A 21,572-nucleotide genomic window follows, 5' to 3' on the forward strand; every position below is an offset into this window, starting at 1 on the left:
CGAGCCTCATGCGGTGGAGCCGCGCGGCACGAGGGCAGGCGACGGCCGAGCCACTGCGTCGCGTGGTGCGAGGGTCGGGCTACGGGCCGATGCCGAGCCGGGCGAGGTTGTCCACGGCCGGGTGGGCGCGGCCGGCGGGCCCGGCGGCGAACTGCTGCAGCATGCGCGTGGTGACCGCGCCGAGCACCTGGGCGACGCGTCCGCCGTTGCCACCGCCGATTCCGGCCGGGTCCAGGCCGGCGACCCAGTCCTGGGTACCGGTCGAGAAGACTCCTGCCCCGCTCGGGGTGCTGTAGTAGACCGCGTCGGAGAACTCGGCGCGCTTGGTGCTCCCGCAGACGACGGGCGAGTGGAACAGCACCTGCAAAGGTCGTGGCGTCGGCACCGACAGATCGACCTTGGCGTACTCGATCCCGACCACATCGGGGAACGCCTCACCCGCGGAAACGAGCCCTTGCAGCAACCAGCTGCCCGGATCGGCCACGACCAGCGCGGCCCGGCCGGGGAAGCAGCCGTAGTAGTTGCCGGTCAACTCGCTCTCCGGCTGCGCATCGGGTGGTTGCCGCCAGTCGCTGGTGACCTCGGCGGGAGCGGTGCGGGCCGCGGGGTCCTCGGCCGCCGACTTGTAGTTGACCTCGACGCGGTTCTCGCCGAGGGAAGACGCCTCGAACCGGATCCGCCGGTAGACCTCGTTGCCGCCGAGGAACGCGAGGTTCACACCGCCGTCGCGGGCCGCGGTGATCGACCGGCGCATCGCGGGAGACCAGTACTCGTCGTGCCCCAGCGTGAGGACGGCCGCGGCCCCGTCGACCAGGTGCGGGTCGGCGTGCAGGTCGATGTCGGTGGCGTAGCCGAGCGGTACCCCTGCCCGTTCTGCGACCCGCAGGGCCGGGAGCTCGAACTGCAGGAACTGCCCCGCGCCGAGGAAGTGCGCCTCGTAGGGCCGGTCGAAGCTGACGGCGCGGGCGCGGCTCTCCCGGCGTCCGTCCGGCCCCTTGTAGAGGCTGTAGCCGCCGTACTGGTTGTAGGCCTGCCACGTCGTCACCGCGTTGACGATCAGCACGCGGCCCGCGTTGGAGGGGGTACGCACGGTCAGCGGAACGAACCGCTGTGAGCCGTCGTCGGCGTCGAGGCGAAATAAGTAGTCCCCGGGCTGCCACCGGTCGGTCGAAACGGTGAGCGAGGGCGACCAGGGCGCCACGACGGTGTTGCGGGGTGGATCGACGAAGGGAGCGGGTTGCACCCGGCCCGGCTGCGGTGGTGAGGCCCAGACCTCGAGCGCGTCCGACGCGGTGTAGGCGCCGATGCGGAAGGCCGTGACCGTGTAGCTGCTCGTCGTGGTCGAGACGAACAACCGGACCGGTTGGCCCGGGGCCACGCTCGTCCGGTCGGCGAAACCCTCGATGGCGTGCTCGGGGCCGGGCCGAGTCACCTGCCAGTCCGGCGTCCCGGCCTGGCCCGGGGATGGTGTCGACGGTGCCGGTGCCGCCGGCTGCTCCGGCGTGTCCGGTCGCGCCGGTGGCGCTGCTGCGCATCCGGCGGCCAGGACCGCCATGGCGGCGAGCCCGGCGATGCCGACGAAGGCGCGCCGCGCCGCGGCCTCCGCGAAGGGCCACCAGCCGGCGGCGGGAACGCGGGCCGGCCTCGTCCGGCGCTGCCGACGTCCCGAGCCCAGCACGGGCCGGATGTCCCTCACTTGCAGCCCGAGGGGGTCACCGTGATCGGCCCTGTCGGCAGCCGCAACCCGCCCCTGCCGCCGTTGCCGTCACCGTCGTCGGGCTCCTTCGCCCAGATCCTCACCCGGCTGCCCGGGCGCAGACAACTCCCCGCAGGCGGGTTCTGCTCGGTAACGACACCGGCGGCCGTTCGCGACGGTGCCGGTGCCTGGTCGACCGCCAGCAACCGGGCATCCAACGCCACGTCCTGTGCGACCCTGACCGGAAGTCCCACCAACTCGGGGACCACGGTGAGCACCTCTCGTCGTCCCATACTTCAGAGTACGCACGAATCGCCGCGAGGCCGCCACGATCGGCTCCTCCGAGCGCGACATCGCCCACGGAGGACAACCCAACACCTCGACGACCCGGTCGAAGTAGGCCAGGGTCGCCTCCCGGCACGCGCCGACCGCGGTCAGGCCGGCACCGATGACGCCGTTCTCGCGGCGAACCGCGGGAGCTCGGCCTCGAGCACGGCGTGCGTGCCGTGGCCACCGGTCAGCTCGCGCACCTTCTCGACACGACCACGTCCCCCTTCTCCAGCCCGGACACCTCCGAGCCTGGTTGGCCAGGTAGACCAACGTCGCCGCGTCGTCGCACACCACGTGGTCAACGGAACCGGTCCTGTCGCCGCTGGGTGCCTCGGCGGTGGGACAGCCACCACCGACGGAGCCGGGGCGGTGTGGTCGGCGAGGACGAAAGCAGGCGTCGGTGCCGCCGGTGGCCTCGTGCAGCAGCGGGTCCAGGTCAGCGCCGGTGCGCAGGGGCAACGCGGCGCGCCGGGCGGCGGCGATGTCGCGAGCCCGCACGTCGTCGACCGGGTCACGTTCTCGTCCTCTCGGCGAGGGCCGCGAGTACCTCCTCGTCGGAGGTCTGGCCGAAGTCGCGGTACCAGCTCCCCACCGCGCCGAACTCGCGCGGGGCGGACACGCAGACCACATCGTCGGCGTCCCCTCCCGCGCACAGCGCGTCGCGGCTCTCGCGGGCGCACACCGGCGCGGCGAACACCAGCCGGGACGGCCGGGCTCCGCGCAGCTCGCCCAGCGCGGCCCGCGCGGTGACCCCTGTGGCGAGCCCGTCGTCGACCAGCAGCACGTCCCGACCGGCCAGCGGCATCGGGTCCCGGCCCTGCCGGTACCGCCGCAGCCGGCGCCGGGCCTCGGCGCGCTCGCGTTCGCAGTCCTCCCTCAGGTCGTCCGGGGTCAGACCGAGCGCCGCCAGCGTGCGCTCGTCGTAACAGGGCGGGCCGTCGGCCGTCACCGCGCCGATCCCGAACTCAGGACGGCCGGGAGCCGCGATCTTGCGGGCCACCGCCACATCGAGAGGAGCTCGAAGGGCGTCGGCGACGTGCACCGCGACCGGCACGCCGCCGCGGGCCAGACCGAGCACCACCGGGTCGGACCACGGCATGTCCGCCAGCCGATCGGCGAGCCGCGCTCCGGCATCGGCGCGGTCGGCGAACGAGAGGCCGCCCCCGAACTGCCACACCATGCTGTCAGTCCTCCACCTCGTACGGTTCTGGGCTACCCACCGTGCGGCGGCTCAAAGAGGGTGTCCCTGCCGCCGACCCCGAGCTACCTGCGCTACCTCGCAGGGATTCGCCGTCCAGGTGCACGAGGGCCCGGCCGCCGTCACCTGCTTCAGGTCGTGGCCGTCTCGTACCTCGGGCGCCCGGCGGTGCGGTAGGTCTGGATCGTCAGCCCCTTCGGGGTGGACCGCAGGTCGACCAGGTCGAGTGCCAGGTCCGGGCCGGTGGCGGGGAAGAGCCGGGTGCCCCGGCCGACGACCACGGGATAGGTGAGCAGGACGATCTCGTCGACCAGCCGCTGGTCGAGCAGCCAGCGGATCAGGGTGCCGCTGCCCCACACCTGCAGCTCACCGCCCGGTTCGGCTCGCAGTTCGCCGATGGCGCCCGCGACGTCGCCGGACAGGACGGTCGTTCCCGGCCATCGCGGGTCGGTGAGCGTGGTCGAGGCGACGTACTTGGGCCGCGTGTTCAAGGCCTCGCCGACGGGGTTCCCCGGATCCATGCCCGCTCCCCACGAGCCCGCGAAGATCTCGTAGGTCCGCCGGCCGAACAGGAACGCGTCGGCGCGCTGGAAGGTCTGGCCGATGAAGGTCGAGGCCTCGTCGTCGAGCAGGGGCGGAGCCCACCCGAAGCGCTCGAACCCGCCGCTGCCCTCCTCGTCCGGCCCGCCTGCGCCGCGCGTCCCTGCATCGATCCGTCGATGTCCCTGCGTCACCCCATCGACGGAGACGTTCGTGACGGTCGTCAGCTTCATTGTCGTAGTCCGTCCGCGCCGGGGTCACGGCGATTCGACGTTCAGACGTGCAGCGTGGGCCGGTAGACGAGCTGCTGGGTGCGGCCGTCGAGCGTCCGGCTCTCGATCAGCTCGAGGTCGAAGTCGGCCGCCCCCCGGAAGATCGGGTCCGCCCCGGTCCGACCGGTGATCACGGGGAAGAGCGTCACCTGGACGCGGTCGACCAGACCCGCGGCCATCAGGGCCCGGTTCATCGACAGGCTGCCGTGTGAGCGCAACGGCACATCGGACTCCTCCTTCAGCCGGGCGACGACGTCGACGGCGTCACCGTTCACGACGGTCGCGTCCGGCCAGTCGAGCGGTCCTTGCAGCGTCGTCGACACCACCGTTGCCGGCAGGCTTCTCATCCGGGTGACCCACGGATCACGGACATCGGACTCCTCGGTGCTCGCGGCCAGCATCTGCGCGAAGGCCCGATACGTGTTCGCACCGAAGACCATCCGCTGCTCCTCGCCGTACAGGGCGAGGCGGTGGTCGAGCAGTTCGGGGCCTTGTTTGCCCCAGTAGCCGCCCCAGTCGCCGCCGGCGGCGCCGAAGCCGTCGAGGCTGGAGAAGACGTCGAACGTGTAGGTGGCGGTCATGGCGCTCTCCTCGAGTGCGGTTGATCGGTTGTGGCGGGCGGTCGACCGCCCGGTAGCCGCGGGTCCAGATCCGTCAGCGACGGCGCGACCCGTCGTCGAACGGGCGCACCTCGATCGGCTGCCCGCAGGCCAGCGCGCACTTCTCGGCCCAGGCCAGCGCCTGGTCGAGGTCGTCGCACCGGATCACCCAGAACCCGCCGAGCTGTTCCTTCGTCTCGGCGAACGGGCCGTCGGTCAGGGTGGTGGTGCCGCCCGAGGGGTGGACGACCGTGCTGGCGTGCGAGTGCTGGAGGCCGCCGACGAACACCCACACACCGGCGGCCTTCATCTCGGCGGTCACCCGGCCCGTCCGGGCCATCTGCGCCCGCACCTCCTCTTCGGGCTCCGGCGGCGCGCTTTCGTCGAACTGGACGGCGAGCAGGTACTGCGTCACGGCGAACTCCTCGGAGGATCAGGCGGGCAGGCGGCGGGCGACGGCGGGGATCACGATCGCCGCTGCCACGACGTGGGTCAGCATCAGCAGGATCTTGGTGGCGACGGCGGCGTCGGCGAGCAGGTCGGGCACGAAGGACAGCACGGTGAGCGCGACGGTCGTGCGCAGCCACGCGGTGCGCGGACGGCGGGCGAACCGCCGCAGGGCCGTGGCGATGACCAGACCGAGCACGGAGAAGATCGCCGTCAGGACGGCGAACCCGGACGCCGGGATCGGCGTGCCGGAGACGGCCGTGCTGATGCCGACGGCCTCGCCGGCGGCGGCCACGAGCGCGGTGGCGCCCGCGGCGGCGACCGTGGCGCCCGAGCCGGTCAGCAGCAGCGGGCCGACGGCCGGGGCGGCCGGGGTGACGGTGGCGGGAACGGTGGTGGTCATCGGGACCTCCGGTGGGTGCGGAGACCGGCTCGGTTGCCGCTCTCTCACCATGGCCACGAACGGGCCCTCCACGGTTCGACATCGCCGCGGCATTTCCTCCAAGATTTTTTCCTAGCGCCATCGGGGCGGCCGGCCAGGGTGTTGACGCGGATGTTGTGCGCCGCGTAGTCGAACGCCGCCGAGTCGACCGTTCCGACGAGCCCTCGCTTCGCCGCGGTGTAGGCGGCCCTGCCCTCCGAGGTCGTGATCGCGTTCGACGATGACGTCACCACCACCGTGCCGCCACCCCGCCGGAGGAGGTGGGGTATCTCGTCGAGCGAGAGGAACCGGCCGCGCAGGTCGGTGTGTTGATCACGTCGTCCCACTCGGCGCTCGTGTACTCGTGCAGCGGCTTCTGGATCGTGATTCCGGCGTTGTTGAAGCAGGCGTCCAGCCCGCCGTACCGCTCGGCGACGGCGTCGACGAACCGCTGGCCGTCGGCCTCCTCGCGCACGTCCGCCCGGATGTAGGTGGTCAGGGCGGCGCCGGTCGCGACCCCGACCACGGCCGCGGCACCCGTCGCTGCCACACCTCGGACGAGCCGGTGCCTGCTCCACCGCCCCCGTGCGCGCGTTCAGTGGGGAGCTGCGTGTGGATCGCCGGCGGGCGTCCCTGGTCGAGCGTCGAAAGCCGTCAGGAAATGGTCGCGGAAGGCTTCCATCGGCCAGACCGGCGCTTGGGGGTCGGGCCGCAGCCCGTTCTGCCAGCCCCACCCGGCAACCCCGTCGAGTACGGCGGGGTCCCGGGTGACGAGCGTGATCGGGACGTCTCGGCCTGCGCCGTCGCCGGTGACGAAGGGGGCGGCCTGGTGGTCCCCGAGGAAGACGAGGACGAGGTTGTCGTCGCCGTAGGTCTCCACGTACGAGATCAGGGCGGACAGCGAGTACGCGATCGACCGGCGGTACCCGTCGCGCATGCGGTCGGGGTCGGCCTCGACGGCGTCCGCCGGGTCGCTCTGCCCCGCACCGGGCCGATCGAACACCGAGCCGTCGCCGACCGCGCTCCAGTCGAGCAGCTGCGGGATCTCCGCCCACGGCCAGTGGCTGGAGACGAGGGGTATCTCGGCCATGAGCGGGCCGCGGTCCTGCCGCCCACGCTCGGCCCGTTCGAATGCGGCCAGCGTGAACTGGTCGGGCGTCTGGAAGCCGTCGTAGATCCGGGACCGGTTCCCGAGGTTCGTGGAGTCGTAGGCCCGGTCGAAGCCGTAGAAGTCACGGGCCGGCCACGGTCCCAGGCTGGAGGGCTGTACCGCCACGGTCTCCCAGCCCGCGCGCCGGAACGCAGCCGTGAGAGTCAGCCGGTCGCTAGCGATGAGCTTGTCGAAGCTGTGCTGGTTGGCCACCCGTATGCCCGATTGCAGCGTTGCGTGCGCCATCCAGCTCCCCCCACCGGTCACCGATGAGGTGAGGAACCCGCTGCGGGCACCGAAGCCGGCAGCGGCGAGCCTGCGGGTTCCGTCGTCGAGTATCGGTGTGATGGTCGGTCCGAACTCCGGGTTCTCCAGCGCGGCGCGCCCGTAGCTCTCGACGTAGGTGAAGACGACATCCTTGCCGCGCAGCGCGGTGAGCAGGTTCGCGTCCGGGATGCCGCGCAACGGGTCCGTGGCCGCTTGCTCGTCGAAGACCTGCTGGTCGTGCAGGCTCGTGGCGATCTGCTGGGCGGTCTCGTAGGCGCTGGCCGCAGCGCTCCTCGCCGCGACGGGCACCGGGGCGACGAGCTGTGCGCCGAGCGCGGAGCAGGCGAGCCATGCGGCGGTGACCACGGCGACCAGCCGGGTTGTGGCGGTCCGGTGCCGGGCCGCACAGCCCGCCAGGCGCCGGGTTGCCAGCGCCGTGAGGACGACCAGCACAGCAGCGGCCGCGGCGGCGCCCACCGCGACGCCCGTTGCGCCGAGCGGGCCGTGCAGGAGGCTCGCGCCGCTGGCCAGCTGCGGCCAGTCGAAGATCGGGTCGAAGGGGCGCGCGAGGATCGCGAGGAAACCCATCTGCAGCACCCGGAGCAGGGTCAGCAGGCCGAGCAGTGCTCCGGCGACGAGCGCGGCAACCCGGCGGATACGTTCCGGCAGGACCAGCAGGATCGCCAGGCCGACCACGCTCTCCACGGGAATCCGCAGGAACGCGAGCGGGGTGAGCTGCCCGGCCTCCCGGGGCGCGGCGAGCGCGAGGAACACCAGGATGCCGGCGAGAGCGGTGACGACAGCCCGAACGACGCGGCGGGTTCGGGCGGCTCCACCGTCCGCGGGGCCGGGTTCGGACGTCTCGTCGGGGAGCGGTGCCGGTGAACGGGTGCTGCGTGACAACGGCCGGGGTCCTTCCCGCGCTGGGCTACTCCCGTAGCACGGATGCCGGGCCGTGCCGGTTCAGCCCGCCGCCGGCCGCCGAACCTTTCCCGCCGGGGATCCGTGCTGGGGGTGGGGCCACCCGACGACGGTCGCCGACCCGGAGGCGCATCACCCGTGACCACCAACGCTGCGCCGACGCAGGGCGCTCGGCGCGAGGCGGACGAGACGCAGGGCTGGCAGTTCAACTCCACCCTCGTCCTGAGCATGCTGTTGCTCCTGGCCGTCGCCGGGCAAGGACCGATCCGCCGGGTGTTGTCCGAACCGGTGATGCAGGGCTGGACGACCGTGTTCGTCGCGGTCGTCGTGCAGGCACTGCCCTTCCTCGTCCTCGGGGTGCTGCTCTCGGCGATCATCGCGGTGTTCGTCCCACCTTCGTTCCTCGCCCGTGCGCTGCCGAGGCACCCCGCCCGTGCGGTGCCGGTCGCCGGAGTGGCGGGAATGGTCCTTCCCGGGTGCGAGTGCGCCTCCGTCCCGGTGGCCGAGGCGCTGGTGCGCAAGGGCGTCACCCCCGCCGCGGCGCTGGCGTTCCTGCTGTCCGCCCCGGCGATCAACCCGATCGTGCTGACCGCCACCGCCGTCGCGTTCCCCGACGACCCGCGCATGGTGCTCGCCCGGTTCGTGGCGAGCCTGCTCGTCGCGTGCGTGATGGGCTGGCTGTGGCAGCGGGTGGGCCGCACCGACTGGCTGCGCCCACCGACCCGGCCGTCGTCCGCCGGTTCCGGCAGGGCGGCGGCGTTCTGGGGATCCGTGCGCCACGACGTGATGCATGCCGGCGGCTTCCTCGTCGTCGGCGCGATGGCCGCCGCCACGCTCAAGACCGTGATACCGGCGAGCTGGCTCTACACCGCCGCCGGGATCCCCGTGGTGTCGATCCTCACCCTGGCGGTCCTCGCGGTGCTGCTGTCGATCTGTTCCGAGGCGGATGCATTCGTCGTCGCGTCGCTGCCCCAGTTCTCGCCCACGGCCCAGCTGGCTTTTCTCGTGGTCGGACCGATGATCGACCTCAAGCTGTTCGCCATGCAGGCCGCCACGTTCGGCCGCGGATTCGCGCTGCGGTTCGCCCCCACCACGTTCGCGCTGGCCGTCCTGACGGCGGCCGTGGTCGGGGCGGTACTGCTGTGAACCGGACCGCGCAGGCGAGCGTGCTGTTCCTCCTCGGGGGAGCCGTCCTGTACGCAGGCCTCACCGATCTCTACCTGCGCTACGTCAAGTCCGCCCTGCTCCCGCTGCTGCTCGCGTCCGGCGCCGTTCTCATCGTCGCCGCCATCGTCACCACCTGGTTCGAATGGCGGCGCCCGCGCGCGGCTGTCGGGCAGCACACCGAGCACGAGCACCGCGAGCCGCGGATCGCGTGGCTCCTCGTCCTGCCCCTGCTAGCGCTGATCTTCGTCGCGCCACCCCCACCGGGCTCCTACGTGGCCGTGCGCACCGGCACAGCCCTGCACGCGCCCTGGGACCTCTCTGCTCTCCCCGCGGGCGACCCGGTACGACTCGGCCTGGTCGACTACGCGGGTCGCGCTGTCTTCGACCACGGGAGCTCCATCGGCGACCGGCAGATCACCACGTCGGGGTTCATCAGCCTCGACGAGGGCGGCACGCCCTACCTCGTCCGCATGGTCCTCAACTGCTGCGCCGCCGACGCCCAACCCGTGAAGGTCGGCCTCACCGGCCGGATACCTCCCATCCTGCAGCCCGACAGCTGGTACGAGATCACCGGCACCTACACCGCCGAACAGACCACAGACCCCATCAACAACGGCGTCATCCCGTACATCGATGTCGTTCAGGCGCGACCGGTTCCTGCTCCGGACGACGAATACGAGAGCCGGTTCTGATCGGAGTTCGTGAAGACCGACCTCGACACCGTCCTCGTTTCGGTGGGTGTTCTCCGGCCGGATCCGCGCGCTTTCGCGCCGACGCAATGATCATGGCCGCTGGAGTTCGGTCGTGCCGCACGTCCACCGGCAGGTGAGCGGCCTGGCCGCGTGCCCGGCCAGTACCTCGTGGTCGCGAGGTCCTGCGGGTGGTTCCCCGGGGCGTCCGGACGCACCATGATCGCCTGGCTGTTCACGGCCGCGCGCTTGCTCACGACGCGGCCGCCGATCGTGGTGTCCTGGACGCGACGGATCTGACCCCACTCGCACGCCCGGTACAGCGAAGCCTCGCCGCTCTCGAAGTGGCTCTTCGTGGCGCCGAACGAGCTCAGCAGCTCGTGGTCCTCCAGCGGGGCGATGCCGGCGTTCGCGTAGCCCTTCGTCACGAACTCGACGTCGACACCCTCGTCGGCGTAGTAGCTCTCGTCCTTCGCCACGAGCTGCCGCGCGCCGCTACTCGTCGCTTCGGCCATCGCCACGCTGTTCGACCTCTGGGCACAGCACGTATCAGCGCTGTTGGCCCTCCGATCGCGACGTGGGAGTTCTCCCTGGGCATCGACTTGGTCGTCAAGGGCGTTCGGCGGCGCCGGCTTCGCGGCCGTGGCTGTCGTACCCGTGCTCGGCGTCGCTACCCTCCTCGCTGTCGGACCGCTGCGACAGGAGCCCCGCACGTCGGGCGGGGGGAGGGCGCTCGCCGCGGCGAGCTCGGTGAGGCTCGCGCGACCGGGGAGCGTTTCGCCGGCGGCCATGGCGGATAGCCGTTCGACGCCCGTGTCCATCCGACGAGAGGCAGTGCCGGTGACAGCAGCGAACAGCGCGACGACGGGCTGGCCGAGCCTGCGGGTCGCGGACTGGGGCCCCACCCGCGACACCCTGCACATGTGGCTCCAGATCGTGGGCAAGATCCGGATGGCCCACGCGCCGCTGCTGAACCACTGGTGGCAGGTCACGCTGTACATCAGCCCGCGCGGGCTGACCACCTCGACGATCCCGTACGGCTCCCGGGCGTTCGACATCGAGTTCGACTTCGTCGGCCACCAGCTGCTCATCCGCGCGAGCGACGGGGGCAGCCGCGCGATCGCCCTCGAGGCGATGCCGGTCGCGCTGTTCTTCGACCGCGTCATGGGCGCGTTGTCCGACCTGGGGCTCGAGACGCGCATCTCCGCGCGGCCCAACGAGGTGGACCCGGCGATCCCCTTCGCCGAGGACCACACGCACGCCTCGTACGACCCCGACGCCGCCCAGCTGTTCTGGCGGCAGTTGCTGCAGGCCGCCCGGGTGATCGGCGAGTTCCGGTCGCACTTCGTCGGCAAGGTCAGCCCGGTCCACTTCTGGTGGGGCGCGATGGACCTCGCCTGCACCCGGTTCTCCGGCAGGCTCGCGCCCGCGCACCCGGGCGGCGCCCCGAACTGCGCGGACTGGGTGATGGTCGAGGGCTACTCGCGCGAGCTGTCGAGCTGCGGGTTCTGGCCGGGCGGCGGCGCGGAGGGCGCCTTCTACGCCTACGCCTATCCCGAGCCCGAAGGGTTCCGGGAGTACCCGGTGGGGCCTGCGGAGGCCTACTTCAGCGACGAGTTCGGGCAGTTCCTGCTGCCGTACGAGGCGGTGCGGACCGCGGCCGACCCGGACCGAGCGGTGAGCGAGTTCCTGCGCACCAGCTACGAGGCGGCCGCCGAGCTCGGGAAGTGGGACCGGCAGGCGCTCGAGGACGACCCGCACCGCTTGGCCGGCCACCGGTAACGGCGACCGAACTCGGGCCGCGGAGAGGAGAGGCGACGATGCCCGACCGCAGCAACCTGCCGGCCCCGACCGAGGGGCTGGTCCTGACCCACTTCCTGACCGTGCACGACGTCGCACGTTCCCGCGACTTCTACGCCGACGTCTTCGGCGGTCAGGTGGTGCTGGAGGAGAACCCGGCCATCGTCCGGATCGCCAACGGCTGGATCATCATGAACCCGGGTGGAGGGCCGACCCCGGACAAGCCCGAGGTCACGCTGACCCCGCCGAAGCCCGGGGACCCGGTGTCGGCATTCCTCAACGTCCGGGTCGCCGACATCGCCGCCTTCTACGAGGCCGCCACCGCCAAGGGAGCGCAGTTCCTCACCGAGCCCGTGGACCGCAAGGCCGAGCTGCGCTGCTACCTCCGCGATCCGGACGGCTACCTCGTCGAGATCGGCCAAGCCACGGGCATGCTCGAAGGTATCTACGCCGACCCCACACCGGACGGCACCTGACACGGCCGCGCCGCTCGGCAACCGACTGGCGGCGTCCGGAAGGCGCTTGACCCGTCCCGCGGTCCGGCGAGACCGGCCATCGTGCTCGACGTCCTCGGGGTAGTTCGCCACCGAGCACCGCTACCCGGGGGCGAGCCTCTGCCTCGAAGGGCTCGGCTACTGCGGCATCGGCGAGGGTGGGGCGTTCGTCCAGGACGGCCGCCTCGCGCTCGGTGGCCCGCTGCCCACCAACAGCGCTCGCCGCCGTGCTGCCCGGCGTATACGCCGCCTACCGCAAGCTCGGCGCGGTGCTCTGGACCGACGTTCGGCCCGGCGTCCGCCACCAACGGTGCGAGGCCAGCGCGGCCAGTCCGGCGCCGGCGGCGTTGAGCAGGACGTCGTCCACGGAGGACACCCGGTCCAGCTGCAGGACGTACTGCGCGACCTCGACCAGCGCCGAGCAGCTCGCCGCGAGCGCCAGGATCCGCGGTACCGAGGCCAGCGCCGCGAACCGCAGCGGGGCGAAGAACCCCAGCGCCGCGAACACCAGCAGGTTGCCGACGATCTGGGCCGGCCCCATCGTGAGCAGGTCCAGCAGCGGCACCGGGCTCACCCGGCCGGCGATCTCACCGGCCCGGCTGCCCGGCAGCATGGTCATCCAGACCCACGGCACCGTCCCGTAGACGATGCCGGCCTCGGCCAGCGACCTGCGCCACGCCCACGCCGGCGCGGTGCCCGTGGCACTCCGACGAGCGGCCAGAGCACACACCAGCAGCACGACCACCGGCAGTGTGGCCACCGTCAGGAGGGCCACGCCGGTGAACGTGCCGAACCAGCGGTACCCCTCCGCGATCATGCTGCCTTCCCTTCGCACCGGTCCATGGCCGCCAGTGAAGGCGACGTGGTGTTGCCGGCACGTATGCGGTTCTCGACATGCCGACGATATGTGCCCGCTCCGGGCGACACGCGCGGTGCGTCGTCGGATACCACGAAGATCGACGCCGAACGTCGTGGCATTCCACGGTGCGCCCGGAGGTCGTCGCCTGGTTGCCTTCACCGCCATGAGCACCTGGCACCCAGAGCCGCAGCCGGGATGGACCGGGCCGCGCATCTCGCGGCGAGGTCTGCTCGGTGCCGCGGCGGCCGGGGCTCTGAGCACTGCCTTGTCCGGCTGCGGGCTGCGGACCGGCAGCAGCCCGGACACGCTCAACGTGCTCTCGCTCGGCGACCCGTTCTTCTACGCCGTCCAGTCGCTGTTGCCGGAGTTCGAGGCGCAGACCGGCATCAAGGTGAGCCTCGAGGGCCCGGACTACGACACCCTGAACGCCCGGGCCACGAACTCCTTCCTCACCGGGCAGACCGACATCGACGTCATCTCCCCGGACTCGATGTGGCTCTCGCGGTTCGCCGAGAACGAGTGGCTGCTGGACCTGACCGATCTCGTCCGCCGGGACGCGGCGGAGGTCGACGTCGCCGATTTCGTGCCGTCGACGCTGTACAGCCTCAGCGAGTGGCGCGGCGGGCTCTACACGCTGCCGGTGGCCGCCTACACCAGCGCCGTGCTCTACCGCCCGAGCGTCTTCGCCGCGCTCGGCCTGCAACCGCCGCCTTCGGTGCCCGACGCGGGGTGGACGTGGGACGAGTACCTGCGCTGCGTCCGCGCCATCGACGGCACCGACGTCGCCGGCACCAGGATGCACGGCACGGTCGTGTGCGGGTCCGGTCCCCAGCCCGTGACGCACATGTACAGCCAGGTCGCGGCCAGCAAGGGGGCCCGCTGGTTCCGGCGGTTCCCCGCCGACACCCCGTGGGACTTCACCCCGCAGTTCGCCGGCGAGCAGAGCGTGGCGTCGCTGCAGTTCTGGAAGGACCTTTTCGCCTGCTCGCCGCCCGAGGCGATCAACTACCTGTGGTTCGACGCCGGAACGGCGTTCGGCGCCGGGAACGTCGGGATCTTCTACCACTGGACCGCCTATGCGTACCTGGTGCAGCGCACCGAGTACATGGGCGAGGTGGAGTCCGCGGTCGTCGACGACTACGCGCTCGGTGTGCTGCCCGTCCAGCCCGGGCAGCAGCAGGTCGGCAACATCGGCGGCTACGCCTTCGGCATCGGCGCGCGCAGCGAGAAGCAGGAACAGGCGTGGACGTTCATCAAGTGGGCGACGAGCAAGGAGACCCAGCGGAAGATGGCGTTGCTGCCCATGCGGCAGTTCGCCGACTTCGCCCGCAGCAGCCTGTACGACGACGACGAGCTGGTCGCCGCCTATCCCTACCTGCCCGCCCAGCTCGCCGCGATGCAGCAGGGTGACGGCAAGCAGGTCCGGCCGCCGGTGCAGAACTACACGACGCTGGAGACGCAGATCGGCCGGGAGCTCAACCGGATGCTCGGCTCCGACGTCCCGGCCCGGGAGACGGCCGACGCGATCCAGCGCGCCGCCGAGCAGATCATGACCGACGAGCAGTTCGTCCCGTTCTCCGGCAGCAGCTACGCCGACACGCAGCAGGCGATGCAGGACCGGCTCGTCGCACTCTCCGCATGACCGACACCGGACAGGAGCCGAGATGACGGAGGGCGTCCTCACCCGTCGAGCCGTGGAGCCCGTCGAGGTCCCGCCCGGCCCGCGCGCCCGGCGCAGGCCCTGGCGCGCGGGACCCGGTCCGTGGCTGTTGCCGTCCGTGCTGGTCCTGCTGGCGGTCAGCCTGTTCCCGCAGGTCTACGCGCTGGTCAACAGCCTGCGGTTCTACAACCTCGGCGTGGACCTCGACCCCCGCGGGTTCGTCGGGCTCGACAACTACGGGGCCGCGCTGACCGACGCCACCTTCCTCGGCTCCATCGCCCGGACGCTCCTGTTCGCCGGGTGCGTCACGGTCGTCGAGGTCGTGCTGGGGGTGCTGCTCGCCCTGTTGCTCCGGCTCGACCTGCCGGGCACCGGGGTCGCGCGCAGCGTCCTGGTCATGCCGGTGGCGATCGCGCCCGCCGTGGCCGGGTTGGCCTTCCGCAGCATGTACGACCCGGCGACCGGGCTCGTGCCGAACGTGCTGTCGGCGATCGGCATCGGGACGCCCGAGGGGGGACTGCTCGGTGACCCGGGTACCGCGATGCTCGCCGTCGCGGTCACGGACGTGTGGCAGTGGACGCCGTTCGTCACGCTCATCGTGCTCGCAGCCATGCAGGGCGTCCCCGGAGAGGTCGTCGAGGCCGCGCGGTTGGACGGTGCGGGCACCGTCCGCGTGCTGTGGTCGATGGTGCTGCCGCTCATCGGCAGCACGCTGGCGACGGTGGCGATCCTGCGGTTCATCCAGAGCGTCAACGTCTTCGACATCTTCTACGTCCAGACCCGCGGCGGCCCCGGAACGAGCACGACCACGCTCGGCCTGGACATCTACTTCACGGGTCTCTCCGACTACAACATCGGCCTCGCCTCGGCGATGACCTGGGTCGCCAGCGTCGTCGTGGCGGTGCTCGTGAACGTCTACCTCGTGGTGACGAACCGGAGGAACGCATGACCGGCAAGCGCTCCTGGCCGCTGCAGGTGCTGATGTGGATCGTCACCGCGTTGTTCGCGGTTCCCGTCCTGTGGTTGCTCGTGCTGGCGATCCGGCCGTCGGACATCACCGTCGCGAACCCGCTCGACTTCTCGTTCGTCCCCGACCTCGGCGCCTTCGGGTACGTCTTCGGCCCGGGCGGGCCCGGCATGAACGGGCTGGTGTCCAGCCTGATCCAGTCGCTGGGGGCCACCGCCGTCGCCCTGCCGCTCGCGACGCTGGCCTGCTACGGGCTCACCCGGTTCGAGTACCGGGGACGCCAGGTCATCGGTGCCTGGTACCTCGGGCTGATGCTCGCCCCGCCCGTGGTGTTCGTCATCCCGCTGTTCATCCTCCTGGCCCGCATCGGGGTCATCGGCACCGATCTGGCGGTCGTCATCGCCTTCCAGACGTTCGCGCTGCCGCTCGCGGTCCTGCTGCTGCGCGGCTTCTTCGAAGAGCTCCCGGTGGAGCTCGAGGAGGCGGCGATGATGGACGGCTGCAGCCGCCCGCGCGTGCTGTGGAGCGTGCTGCTGCCCGTGGTCCGTCCGGGCCTGCTCGTCTCGGCGATCTTCGCGTTCTGCTTCTGCTGGAACAACCTGTTGTTCGCCATGCCGCTGACCGGCGGCGAGACGGTGCCGTTGACGGTGCGCGCGCTGAGCTTCTTCGCCACCAGCGGTGTCTCCTGGAGCTACATCGGCGCCACCGCCGTGGTCAGCATGCTCGTGCCGATGCTGCTGTTCTTCGCGTTCCGCAGGCACATCGTCAGCGGCCTCACCTTCGGTGCCGTCAAGGGCTGATCCGCCCGACCGCGCGAGAGAGGACATCCTTGTCGTGAGCGAGGACTGCCTGCTGTACATCGGCGGGGAATGGGTGCGCTCGGACAGCGGCCGCACCTTCGCCTCGACCGACCCGGCCACCGGGGAGCGGGTCGCGACGCTGCAGGAGGGCACGCCGGACGACGTGGACCGGGCGGTGGCCGCGGCGGCCGCCGTCGCCCCCCGGCTGCGGCGCAGCGGTGTCGAGACCCGCGCCGGGTGGTGCGAAGCCGTCGCCGCCGCCATCGAGGCGCAGGCGGGTCCGCTGGCCCGGGCGCTCAGCGCGGAGCAGGGCAAGCCGCTGGCCGAAGCGGAGGGCGAGGTCGTGACGGCGGCACTGGGCTTCCGCGCCGCCGCGGGGCACGTCCGGCACCTCGACGGCACGATCACCCCGGTGTCCGACCCGGACAAGCGCGTGCTCAGCCGGCGTGTCGCCCGCGGCGTGTACGCGGTCGTCACCCCGTGGAACTTCCCGGTCAACATCCCGACGGAGTACCTGGCGCCCGCCCTGGCCACCGGGAACGCGGTCGTCTGGGTCCCGGCCCCGACGACCAGCCACGTCGCGGTCCTGTTCACCCGGATCATCGCCTCCGCCGGCCTGCCGGCCGGAACGCTGAACCTCGTGACCGGTCCCGGCCCGGTGGTCGGGGACGCCGCCGTGGCGCACCCGGACGTCCACGGCGTCGGGTTCACCGGCAGCTCCGCGACCGGGGCGCACATCGCACGGCGGGCCGCCGGCAAGGCGCAGCTGCTGGAGCTCGGCGGCAACGGGCCGACGATCGTGCTCGACGACGCCGATCTCGAGGCGGCCGCGGTCGCCATCGCAAGCGGCGCGTTCTTCAACGCCGGCCAGACCTGCGCCGCCACCGAGGTGGTCCTCGTCGAGCGCGGCGCGCACGACGAGCTGGCCCGGCTGCTCGCCGACCGCGTGCGCGACGTCGTCCTCGGCCCGGGAACCGACGGGGACACCACGATGGGTCCCCTCAACAACGACGGCGTCGCGACCAAGATGGACGACCACGTCGCCGACGCCGTCGAGCGCGGGGCGACGACGCTGACCGGGGGCGCCCGCTCCGGGCTGTTCTACGAGCCGACGGTGCTGTCCGGCGTTCCCCCGCAGGCCCGGCTGGTCCGCGAGGAGTCGTTCGGGCCGATCGTCCCGCTCGTCCCGGTCGACTCCGCCGAGGAGGCCCTCGACATCGCGTCGGGGCCGGAGTTCGGGCTCGTCGCCTCGGTCTGGTCGCGCAGCGCCCGGCGCGCGTTCGCGGTCGCCGAGGAGCTGCGCACCGGAATCGTCAACATCAACGACTCCAGCACGTGGTGGGAGATCCACGTCCCGTTCGGCGGTGGCAGCGGAACCCTCAGCGGGACCGGGCGCCTGGGCGGCATGCACACCCTGCTGGAGATGACGGAGATCAAGACCATCACGTTCGGGACCTCGTCGTTCTGAGGCGCCCGGCCCGCACAGCAGTACACGCAGGAGGAACCAGGATGAGCGGAACCCTCGACGTCGGCGTGGTCGGCCTGGGGATGTGGGGCCAGAACCACCCCCTCGTCTACGGCGACTACCACCGCGCGAACCTCGAGGTCGTCTGCGACCTCGACGAGTCGCGCGCCAAGTCGGTCGCCGAGACCTTCGGCTGCGACTACACGACCGACGTCGCCGAGCTGGTGTCCAGCGACATCACGACCTTCAGCGTGGCGACGCCGGACCACGCGCACTTCGGGCCGGTCAAGGCGCTGCTGGAAGCGGGCAAGAACGTCCTGGTCGAGAAGCCGCTGACGACCGACGTCGACGAGGCGAAGGAGCTCGCCGCCATCGCGGCGAAGAGCTCCGGCAAGGCGATGGTGGACTACCACCTGCGCTGGGACCCGCAGTGGACGATGATCAAGGAGGCCGTCGAGTCCGGCCAGGTCGGGAAGCCGCTGATGGGTTACATCCGGCTGTCGGACATCATCGAGGTCGCGCAGAAGTGGCTCTCGTGGGCCGGGAAGAGCGGGCCGCACTGGTTCCTCTACCCGCACATCCTCGACCTCATGGGATGGATCTTCGACGCGAGGCCGGTGCGAGTGTACGCGAACGGCCACAAGGGCATCCTCGCAGCCGAGGGCATCGACGCCTGGGACTGCATGCAGACGATGGTGACGTTCGACAGCGGCGCCCACGCGACGCTCGAGACGTCCTGGGTCGTGCCGAACAGCAACCCGAGCGTGACCGACTGCCACATGACGATGTACGGCTCGAAGGCCCGCATCGAGTACGACCAGGACTTCTCGGGCATCTCCTTCGCGACGCAGGAGGGCTACTCCTACCCGTGGGTCCCGCTGGGGAAGAAGAACCGCTGGGGGCAGCTCGACCACTTCATGTACGCCCCCATGAGGTACCTCGTCGACTGCGTCCTCGACGACGTCACCCCCGAGTGCACGTTCGAGGAGGGCCTGCTCAACACCGCGACCATCCACGCCGCGGAGCGGTCGCTCGAGACCGGGTCGCCCGTCGAACTGGCGGACGTCCTGTCGTGACGCCCCCCGCCGGTTGGCGCCTGCGAGCCGGACCGGCAGGCGTCGACCTGCTCGACCGGGACGGTCCCGTCCCCCCGGTCCGGCCGGGGCGGGGGCCGGGGGTGTGGCGGTGGGCCGACCTGCTGCCGCTGCCTGCGGGCACCGAGCACCTCTCGCTCGGGGAGGGCGGGACGCCGCTGCTCGGCGCACCGCGGCTGGCGGCCGCGGCCGGGGTCGCCGAGGTCTGGCTGAAACTCGACCACCTCAACCCCACCGGTTCGTTCAAGGACCGCGCGGTGGCCGTGGGCGTCGCCGACGCCGTGCGCCGGGGCGCCGGCGGGATCGTCTGCGGGTCCAGCGGCAACGCGGCCGCATCGGCGGCCGCCTACGCGGCCCGCGCAGGTCTGCCGGCCGTCGTCGTCTGTCCCGAGGGCGCACCGCCCGGGAAGCTCGCGGCGATCGCCGCGTACGGGGCCGTGCAGGTGCTCGTCCCCGGCGACTACAGCAGGTCGTTCGCCCTCGCCGTCGACCTCGCGGCGGAGCTCGGGTTCGCGAACGTGACCACGACCTACGTCAACCCGGCGGCCGTCACCGGGCTGCGGACGGTCGCGTACGAGCTGGTCGAGCAGCTGCCCGCGCCGGTCGACCGCGTCGTCGTCCCGACCAGCGCGGGGCCCCTCGTGCACGGCGTGCGGACCGGTTTCGAGGACGCGGTCGCCGCCGGCAGGGCGGCTCGGGTGCCTGCGCTGGTCGCGGCCCAGCCCGAGGGCTGCGCGCCGGTCGCCCGTGCGTTCGCGGCGGGAGCCGCCGCCGTGCGGGAGTGGGACGACGTGCGCACCGCGGTCTCCGGACTCGACGACCCGCTGCGCGGGTACGCCGGCGACGGGACCGTCACCCTGCGGGCGGTGGGGGAGACGGGCGGCGCGGCCGTCGCGCTGCCCGACGAGGACACGGCGGCGGCACGGGCCTTGCTCGCCGAGCAGGAGGGGATCGACGTGGAGCCCGCCGCCGCCACGGCCGTCGCGGCGCTGCTCTCCCTGGGAGCGGGCGGGGGGCTGGCCCCCGCGGAGCGGGTCGTGTGCCTGCTCACCGGGCACGGCCTCAAGCACCCGCCCACGTCCGCGGCGCCCGCCACGGTGGTCACGTCGGTGGGCGAGGCGGTCGACCACGTCACGGCGCGCGCCCGATGATGCTGCTGCGCGGCGGCCGGGTGCTCGACGGGACGGGAGCCGACCGCGGAACCTGCGACGTGCTCCTCGACGGGGAGCGCATCGCGGCGCTCGGACCCGATCTGGCGGCGGGCGAGGGCACCGAGGTCGTGGACGTCGCGGGCCGGTACGTCCTGCCGGGGTTCATCGACGTCCACGCCCACGACGACCTCGCGGTCCTGGATCCCGCCGGGTGCCTGCCCAAGCTGCGGCAGGGCGTCACCACGGTCGTCGTCGGGAACTGCGGGCACGGCCCGGCCCCGACGGCGGGCGGCGTGCTGGCCGACTACTCGGCACCGGTCATCGGCCGCGCCCCGGGCCGGGTGTTCGCGACGTTCGGCGACTACCTGGACGCGGTGGCCGCGGCGCCGCGGACGACGAACGTCGCGGCCCTCGTCCCGCACGGCCCGCTGCGGGCGGCCGTCATGGGAGCCGGAGCGCGGGCGGCCTCGGCCGGCGAGGTCGACGGCATGGCCGGCCTGCTCTCCGACGCCCTCGCCGCCGGGGGAGCGGGGCTGTCGCTCGGCCTGATGTACGCGCCCGGCAACGCCGCCGCCCCGGACGAGCTCGGGGCGCTCGCCGAGGTCGTCGCGCGCCACGGGCGGCTCCTCGTCGCGCACGTGCGCAACGAGGCGGGGCAGCTGCTCGACTCGCTGCGCGAGGTCTGCGACGTCGCCCAGCGGGCCGGGTGCGGCCTGCAGATCAGCCACCTCAAGGTCACCGGTCCGGAGGCCGCCGGCTCCATGCCGCGCGCGCTGGAGCTGCTCGGCTCCTACCGGGCGGCCGGGCTCGACGTGACGGCGGACGTCTACCCGTACACCGCGGGCAGCACCACGGCCGCAACGCTGTTCCCCCCGTCCGCCCTCGCCGACGGGCTCACCTCGCTGCTCGGGGCGTTGCGGGACCGGACGTCCCGGGCCGCCCTGCTCGCGGAGCTCGACCGCCCGTGGCCCCGGGTGGAGAACTACCTGCGGTGCCTCGGCCCCGACCGGATCCTGCTCGCCGGGTTCACCGCCCAGGCGTCCGCCCGCTACGAGGGTGCGCCGCTCGCGGCCATCGCGGGCGACCGCGGCCAGGAGCCCGGAGAGTGCCTGGCCGATCTGCTGCTGGAGGAGAACGGTCTGCTCACGGCCGTGCTGTTCCAGACCGACCCCGGCGGTGTCGAGCAGGCGATGCGCTGGCCGTACACGATGATCGGCACCGACGGGCTGCCCGGTGGTTCCGGATACGTGCACCCCCGCCTGTACGGGACCTTCCCGCGCGTCCTGGAGAGCTACACCGGCGACGGCAGGCCGTGGGACCCGGCCACGGCCGCCCACCGGATCGCCGGGCTGCCGGCGCGCCGGTTCGGGCTCGCCGACCGCGGGGAGCTGCGCCCGGGCGCGGTCGCCGACCTGGTCGTGCTGGACCCCGGCCGGTGGCACGACCGTGCCACGTTCGAGGATCCCCGGAACTCGCCCGACGGCCTGGAGCTCGTCGTGATGGGTGGACGCGTGGTCCTCGGCCGGCACGGGGAGGTGACCGGTGAGCCCGCGGGCCGGTTGCTGCGCCGGCGCTGACCCGGGTC

The 21,572-nt window shown here is 72.4% G+C and carries 23 protein-coding genes; 11 read left to right on the plus strand and 12 right to left on the minus strand.

Annotated features, from left to right (window positions below; translation table 11 throughout):
• Positions 1 to 79: 79 nt before the first annotated feature.
• The 10 genes from ABEA81_RS31315 to ABEA81_RS31355 all read right to left on the minus strand — a co-directional run bounded on the left by ABEA81_RS31315 (position 80) and on the right by ABEA81_RS31355 (position 7,823).
• Positions 80 to 1,678, minus strand: a complete 1,599-nt coding sequence (locus tag ABEA81_RS31315) for a N,N-dimethylformamidase beta subunit family domain-containing protein (protein ID WP_345610050.1) — start codon at positions 1,676 to 1,678, stop codon at positions 80 to 82.
• Between the two features lie 14 nt (positions 1,679 to 1,692).
• Positions 1,693 to 1,974 carry a PASTA domain-containing protein gene (locus tag ABEA81_RS31320; RefSeq protein WP_345610052.1) on the minus strand — a complete coding sequence of 94 codons (282 nt, stop codon included), beginning with the start codon at positions 1,972 to 1,974 and terminating at the stop codon, positions 1,693 to 1,695.
• 563 nt (positions 1,975 to 2,537) lie between these two features.
• Positions 2,538 to 3,206, minus strand: a complete 669-nt coding sequence (locus ABEA81_RS31325) for a phosphoribosyltransferase (RefSeq protein ID WP_345610054.1) — start codon at positions 3,204 to 3,206, stop codon at positions 2,538 to 2,540.
• Between the two features lie 149 nt (positions 3,207 to 3,355).
• Positions 3,356 to 3,997, minus strand: coding sequence for a dihydrofolate reductase family protein (locus ABEA81_RS31330; protein ID WP_345610056.1), 642 nt, complete (start codon positions 3,995 to 3,997; stop codon positions 3,356 to 3,358).
• Positions 3,998 to 4,038: 41 nt separating this feature from the next.
• Positions 4,039 to 4,617, minus strand: coding sequence for a dihydrofolate reductase family protein (locus ABEA81_RS31335; RefSeq protein WP_345610059.1), 579 nt, complete (start codon positions 4,615 to 4,617; stop codon positions 4,039 to 4,041).
• A 73-nt stretch (positions 4,618 to 4,690) separates the two neighbouring features.
• Positions 4,691 to 5,050: a YciI family protein gene (locus tag ABEA81_RS31340; protein ID WP_345610061.1), complete on the minus strand. Its 360-nt coding sequence runs from the start codon at positions 5,048 to 5,050 to the stop codon at positions 4,691 to 4,693.
• Between the two features lie 18 nt (positions 5,051 to 5,068).
• Positions 5,069 to 5,485 carry a DUF6069 family protein gene (locus ABEA81_RS31345; protein ID WP_345610063.1) on the minus strand — a complete coding sequence of 139 codons (417 nt, stop codon included), beginning with the start codon at positions 5,483 to 5,485 and terminating at the stop codon, positions 5,069 to 5,071.
• Positions 5,486 to 5,529: 44 nt separating this feature from the next.
• Positions 5,530 to 5,850: an SDR family NAD(P)-dependent oxidoreductase gene (locus tag ABEA81_RS42795; protein ID WP_425570752.1), complete on the minus strand. Its 321-nt coding sequence runs from the start codon at positions 5,848 to 5,850 to the stop codon at positions 5,530 to 5,532.
• Positions 5,751 to 6,053, minus strand: coding sequence for an SDR family NAD(P)-dependent oxidoreductase (locus ABEA81_RS31350; protein WP_345610065.1), 303 nt, complete (start codon positions 6,051 to 6,053; stop codon positions 5,751 to 5,753). Before ABEA81_RS31350 ends, ABEA81_RS42795 begins: the two co-directional genes overlap by 100 nt.
• Before the next feature lie 45 nt (positions 6,054 to 6,098).
• Entirely contained in the window at positions 6,099 to 7,823 is a 1,725-nt protein-coding gene (locus ABEA81_RS31355; protein ID WP_345610067.1) for a sulfatase-like hydrolase/transferase, read from the minus strand.
• A gap of 246 nt (positions 7,824 to 8,069) precedes the next feature.
• On the opposite strand from ABEA81_RS31355, the gene ABEA81_RS31360 reads away from it, so the two are divergent.
• Both ABEA81_RS31360 and ABEA81_RS31365 read left to right on the plus strand, forming a co-directional pair.
• A complete protein-coding gene (locus tag ABEA81_RS31360; RefSeq protein WP_425570757.1) occupies positions 8,070 to 8,987 on the plus strand; it encodes a permease in 918 nt (305 codons plus the stop codon).
• Entirely contained in the window at positions 8,984 to 9,700 is a 717-nt protein-coding gene (locus ABEA81_RS31365; RefSeq protein ID WP_345610071.1) for a TIGR03943 family putative permease subunit, read from the plus strand. Before ABEA81_RS31360 ends, ABEA81_RS31365 begins: the two co-directional genes overlap by 4 nt.
• Here ABEA81_RS31365 and ABEA81_RS31370 read toward each other — a convergent pair.
• The gene (locus tag ABEA81_RS31370; RefSeq protein WP_345610073.1) at positions 9,649 to 10,518 is read right to left on the minus strand and encodes a type 2 periplasmic-binding domain-containing protein; all 870 of its coding nucleotides are present in this window, start codon (positions 10,516 to 10,518) and stop codon (positions 9,649 to 9,651) included. The genes ABEA81_RS31365 and ABEA81_RS31370 overlap by 52 nt on opposite strands.
• A gap of 19 nt (positions 10,519 to 10,537) precedes the next feature.
• Between ABEA81_RS31370 and ABEA81_RS31375 the strand changes: the two genes are divergently transcribed.
• Both ABEA81_RS31375 and ABEA81_RS31380 read left to right on the plus strand, forming a co-directional pair.
• Complete coding sequence (locus ABEA81_RS31375) at positions 10,538 to 11,479, plus strand: DUF5996 family protein (RefSeq protein WP_345610075.1); 942 nt, start codon at positions 10,538 to 10,540, stop codon at positions 11,477 to 11,479.
• A 38-nt stretch (positions 11,480 to 11,517) separates the two neighbouring features.
• Positions 11,518 to 11,973, plus strand: a complete 456-nt coding sequence (locus ABEA81_RS31380) for a VOC family protein (protein WP_345610077.1) — start codon at positions 11,518 to 11,520, stop codon at positions 11,971 to 11,973.
• A gap of 268 nt (positions 11,974 to 12,241) precedes the next feature.
• On the opposite strand, the gene ABEA81_RS31385 is transcribed toward ABEA81_RS31380, so the two are convergent.
• Positions 12,242 to 12,808, minus strand: coding sequence for a VanZ family protein (locus tag ABEA81_RS31385; RefSeq protein WP_345610079.1), 567 nt, complete (start codon positions 12,806 to 12,808; stop codon positions 12,242 to 12,244).
• 205 nt (positions 12,809 to 13,013) lie between these two features.
• Between ABEA81_RS31385 and ABEA81_RS31390 the strand changes: the two genes are divergently transcribed.
• The 7 genes from ABEA81_RS31390 to ABEA81_RS31420 are packed head-to-tail and all read left to right on the plus strand — an operon-like array spanning position 13,014 to position 21,564.
• Positions 13,014 to 14,492, plus strand: a complete 1,479-nt coding sequence (locus tag ABEA81_RS31390; protein ID WP_345610081.1) for an ABC transporter substrate-binding protein — start codon at positions 13,014 to 13,016, stop codon at positions 14,490 to 14,492.
• 22 nt (positions 14,493 to 14,514) lie between these two features.
• Positions 14,515 to 15,459, plus strand: a complete 945-nt coding sequence (locus tag ABEA81_RS31395; RefSeq protein ID WP_345610083.1) for a carbohydrate ABC transporter permease — start codon at positions 14,515 to 14,517, stop codon at positions 15,457 to 15,459.
• The gene (locus ABEA81_RS31400) at positions 15,456 to 16,277 is read left to right on the plus strand and encodes a carbohydrate ABC transporter permease (RefSeq protein WP_345610085.1); all 822 of its coding nucleotides are present in this window, start codon (positions 15,456 to 15,458) and stop codon (positions 16,275 to 16,277) included. The genes ABEA81_RS31395 and ABEA81_RS31400 overlap by 4 nt, the downstream gene beginning before the upstream one ends.
• A 34-nt stretch (positions 16,278 to 16,311) precedes the next feature.
• Positions 16,312 to 17,745: an aldehyde dehydrogenase family protein gene (locus ABEA81_RS31405; protein ID WP_345610087.1), complete on the plus strand. Its 1,434-nt coding sequence runs from the start codon at positions 16,312 to 16,314 to the stop codon at positions 17,743 to 17,745.
• 41 nt (positions 17,746 to 17,786) lie between these two features.
• Positions 17,787 to 18,818: a Gfo/Idh/MocA family protein gene (locus tag ABEA81_RS31410; protein ID WP_345610089.1), complete on the plus strand. Its 1,032-nt coding sequence runs from the start codon at positions 17,787 to 17,789 to the stop codon at positions 18,816 to 18,818.
• Complete coding sequence (locus ABEA81_RS31415) at positions 18,815 to 19,987, plus strand: pyridoxal-phosphate dependent enzyme (RefSeq protein WP_345610091.1); 1,173 nt, start codon at positions 18,815 to 18,817, stop codon at positions 19,985 to 19,987. The genes ABEA81_RS31410 and ABEA81_RS31415 overlap by 4 nt, the downstream gene beginning before the upstream one ends.
• Positions 19,984 to 21,564, plus strand: coding sequence for an N-acyl-D-amino-acid deacylase family protein (locus ABEA81_RS31420; protein WP_345610093.1), 1,581 nt, complete (start codon positions 19,984 to 19,986; stop codon positions 21,562 to 21,564). Before ABEA81_RS31415 ends, ABEA81_RS31420 begins: the two co-directional genes overlap by 4 nt.
• The last annotated feature ends 8 nt before the right edge of the window (positions 21,565 to 21,572 follow it).

The sequence above is a fragment of the Pseudonocardia adelaidensis genome (assembly GCF_039543345.1).
GTDB classification, from domain to species: domain Bacteria; phylum Actinomycetota; class Actinomycetes; order Mycobacteriales; family Pseudonocardiaceae; genus Pseudonocardia; species Pseudonocardia adelaidensis.

What these genes read in the sequence shown, in the direction of transcription:
- ABEA81_RS31420 (WP_345610093.1), top strand. Translation starts at nt 19,984, where the DNA reads ATGATGCTGCTGCGCGGCGGCCGGGTGCTCGACGGGACGGGAGCCGAC.
- ABEA81_RS31360 (WP_425570757.1), top strand. Translation starts at nt 8,070, where the DNA reads ATGCTGTTGCTCCTGGCCGTCGCCGGGCAAGGACCGATCCGCCGGGTG.
- ABEA81_RS31370 (WP_345610073.1), bottom strand. Translation starts at nt 10,518, where the DNA reads ATGGACACGGGCGTCGAACGGCTATCCGCCATGGCCGCCGGCGAAACG.
- ABEA81_RS31335 (WP_345610059.1), bottom strand. Translation starts at nt 4,617, where the DNA reads ATGACCGCCACCTACACGTTCGACGTCTTCTCCAGCCTCGACGGCTTC.
- ABEA81_RS31395 (WP_345610083.1), top strand. Translation starts at nt 14,515, where the DNA reads ATGACGGAGGGCGTCCTCACCCGTCGAGCCGTGGAGCCCGTCGAGGTC.
- ABEA81_RS31385 (WP_345610079.1), bottom strand. Translation starts at nt 12,808, where the DNA reads ATGATCGCGGAGGGGTACCGCTGGTTCGGCACGTTCACCGGCGTGGCC.
- ABEA81_RS31410 (WP_345610089.1), top strand. Translation starts at nt 17,787, where the DNA reads ATGAGCGGAACCCTCGACGTCGGCGTGGTCGGCCTGGGGATGTGGGGC.
- ABEA81_RS31345 (WP_345610063.1), bottom strand. Translation starts at nt 5,485, where the DNA reads ATGACCACCACCGTTCCCGCCACCGTCACCCCGGCCGCCCCGGCCGTC.
- ABEA81_RS31390 (WP_345610081.1), top strand. Translation starts at nt 13,014, where the DNA reads ATGAGCACCTGGCACCCAGAGCCGCAGCCGGGATGGACCGGGCCGCGC.
- ABEA81_RS31380 (WP_345610077.1), top strand. Translation starts at nt 11,518, where the DNA reads ATGCCCGACCGCAGCAACCTGCCGGCCCCGACCGAGGGGCTGGTCCTG.
- ABEA81_RS31400 (WP_345610085.1), top strand. Translation starts at nt 15,456, where the DNA reads ATGACCGGCAAGCGCTCCTGGCCGCTGCAGGTGCTGATGTGGATCGTC.
- ABEA81_RS31325 (WP_345610054.1), bottom strand. Translation starts at nt 3,206, where the DNA reads ATGGTGTGGCAGTTCGGGGGCGGCCTCTCGTTCGCCGACCGCGCCGAT.
- ABEA81_RS31330 (WP_345610056.1), bottom strand. Translation starts at nt 3,997, where the DNA reads ATGAAGCTGACGACCGTCACGAACGTCTCCGTCGATGGGGTGACGCAG.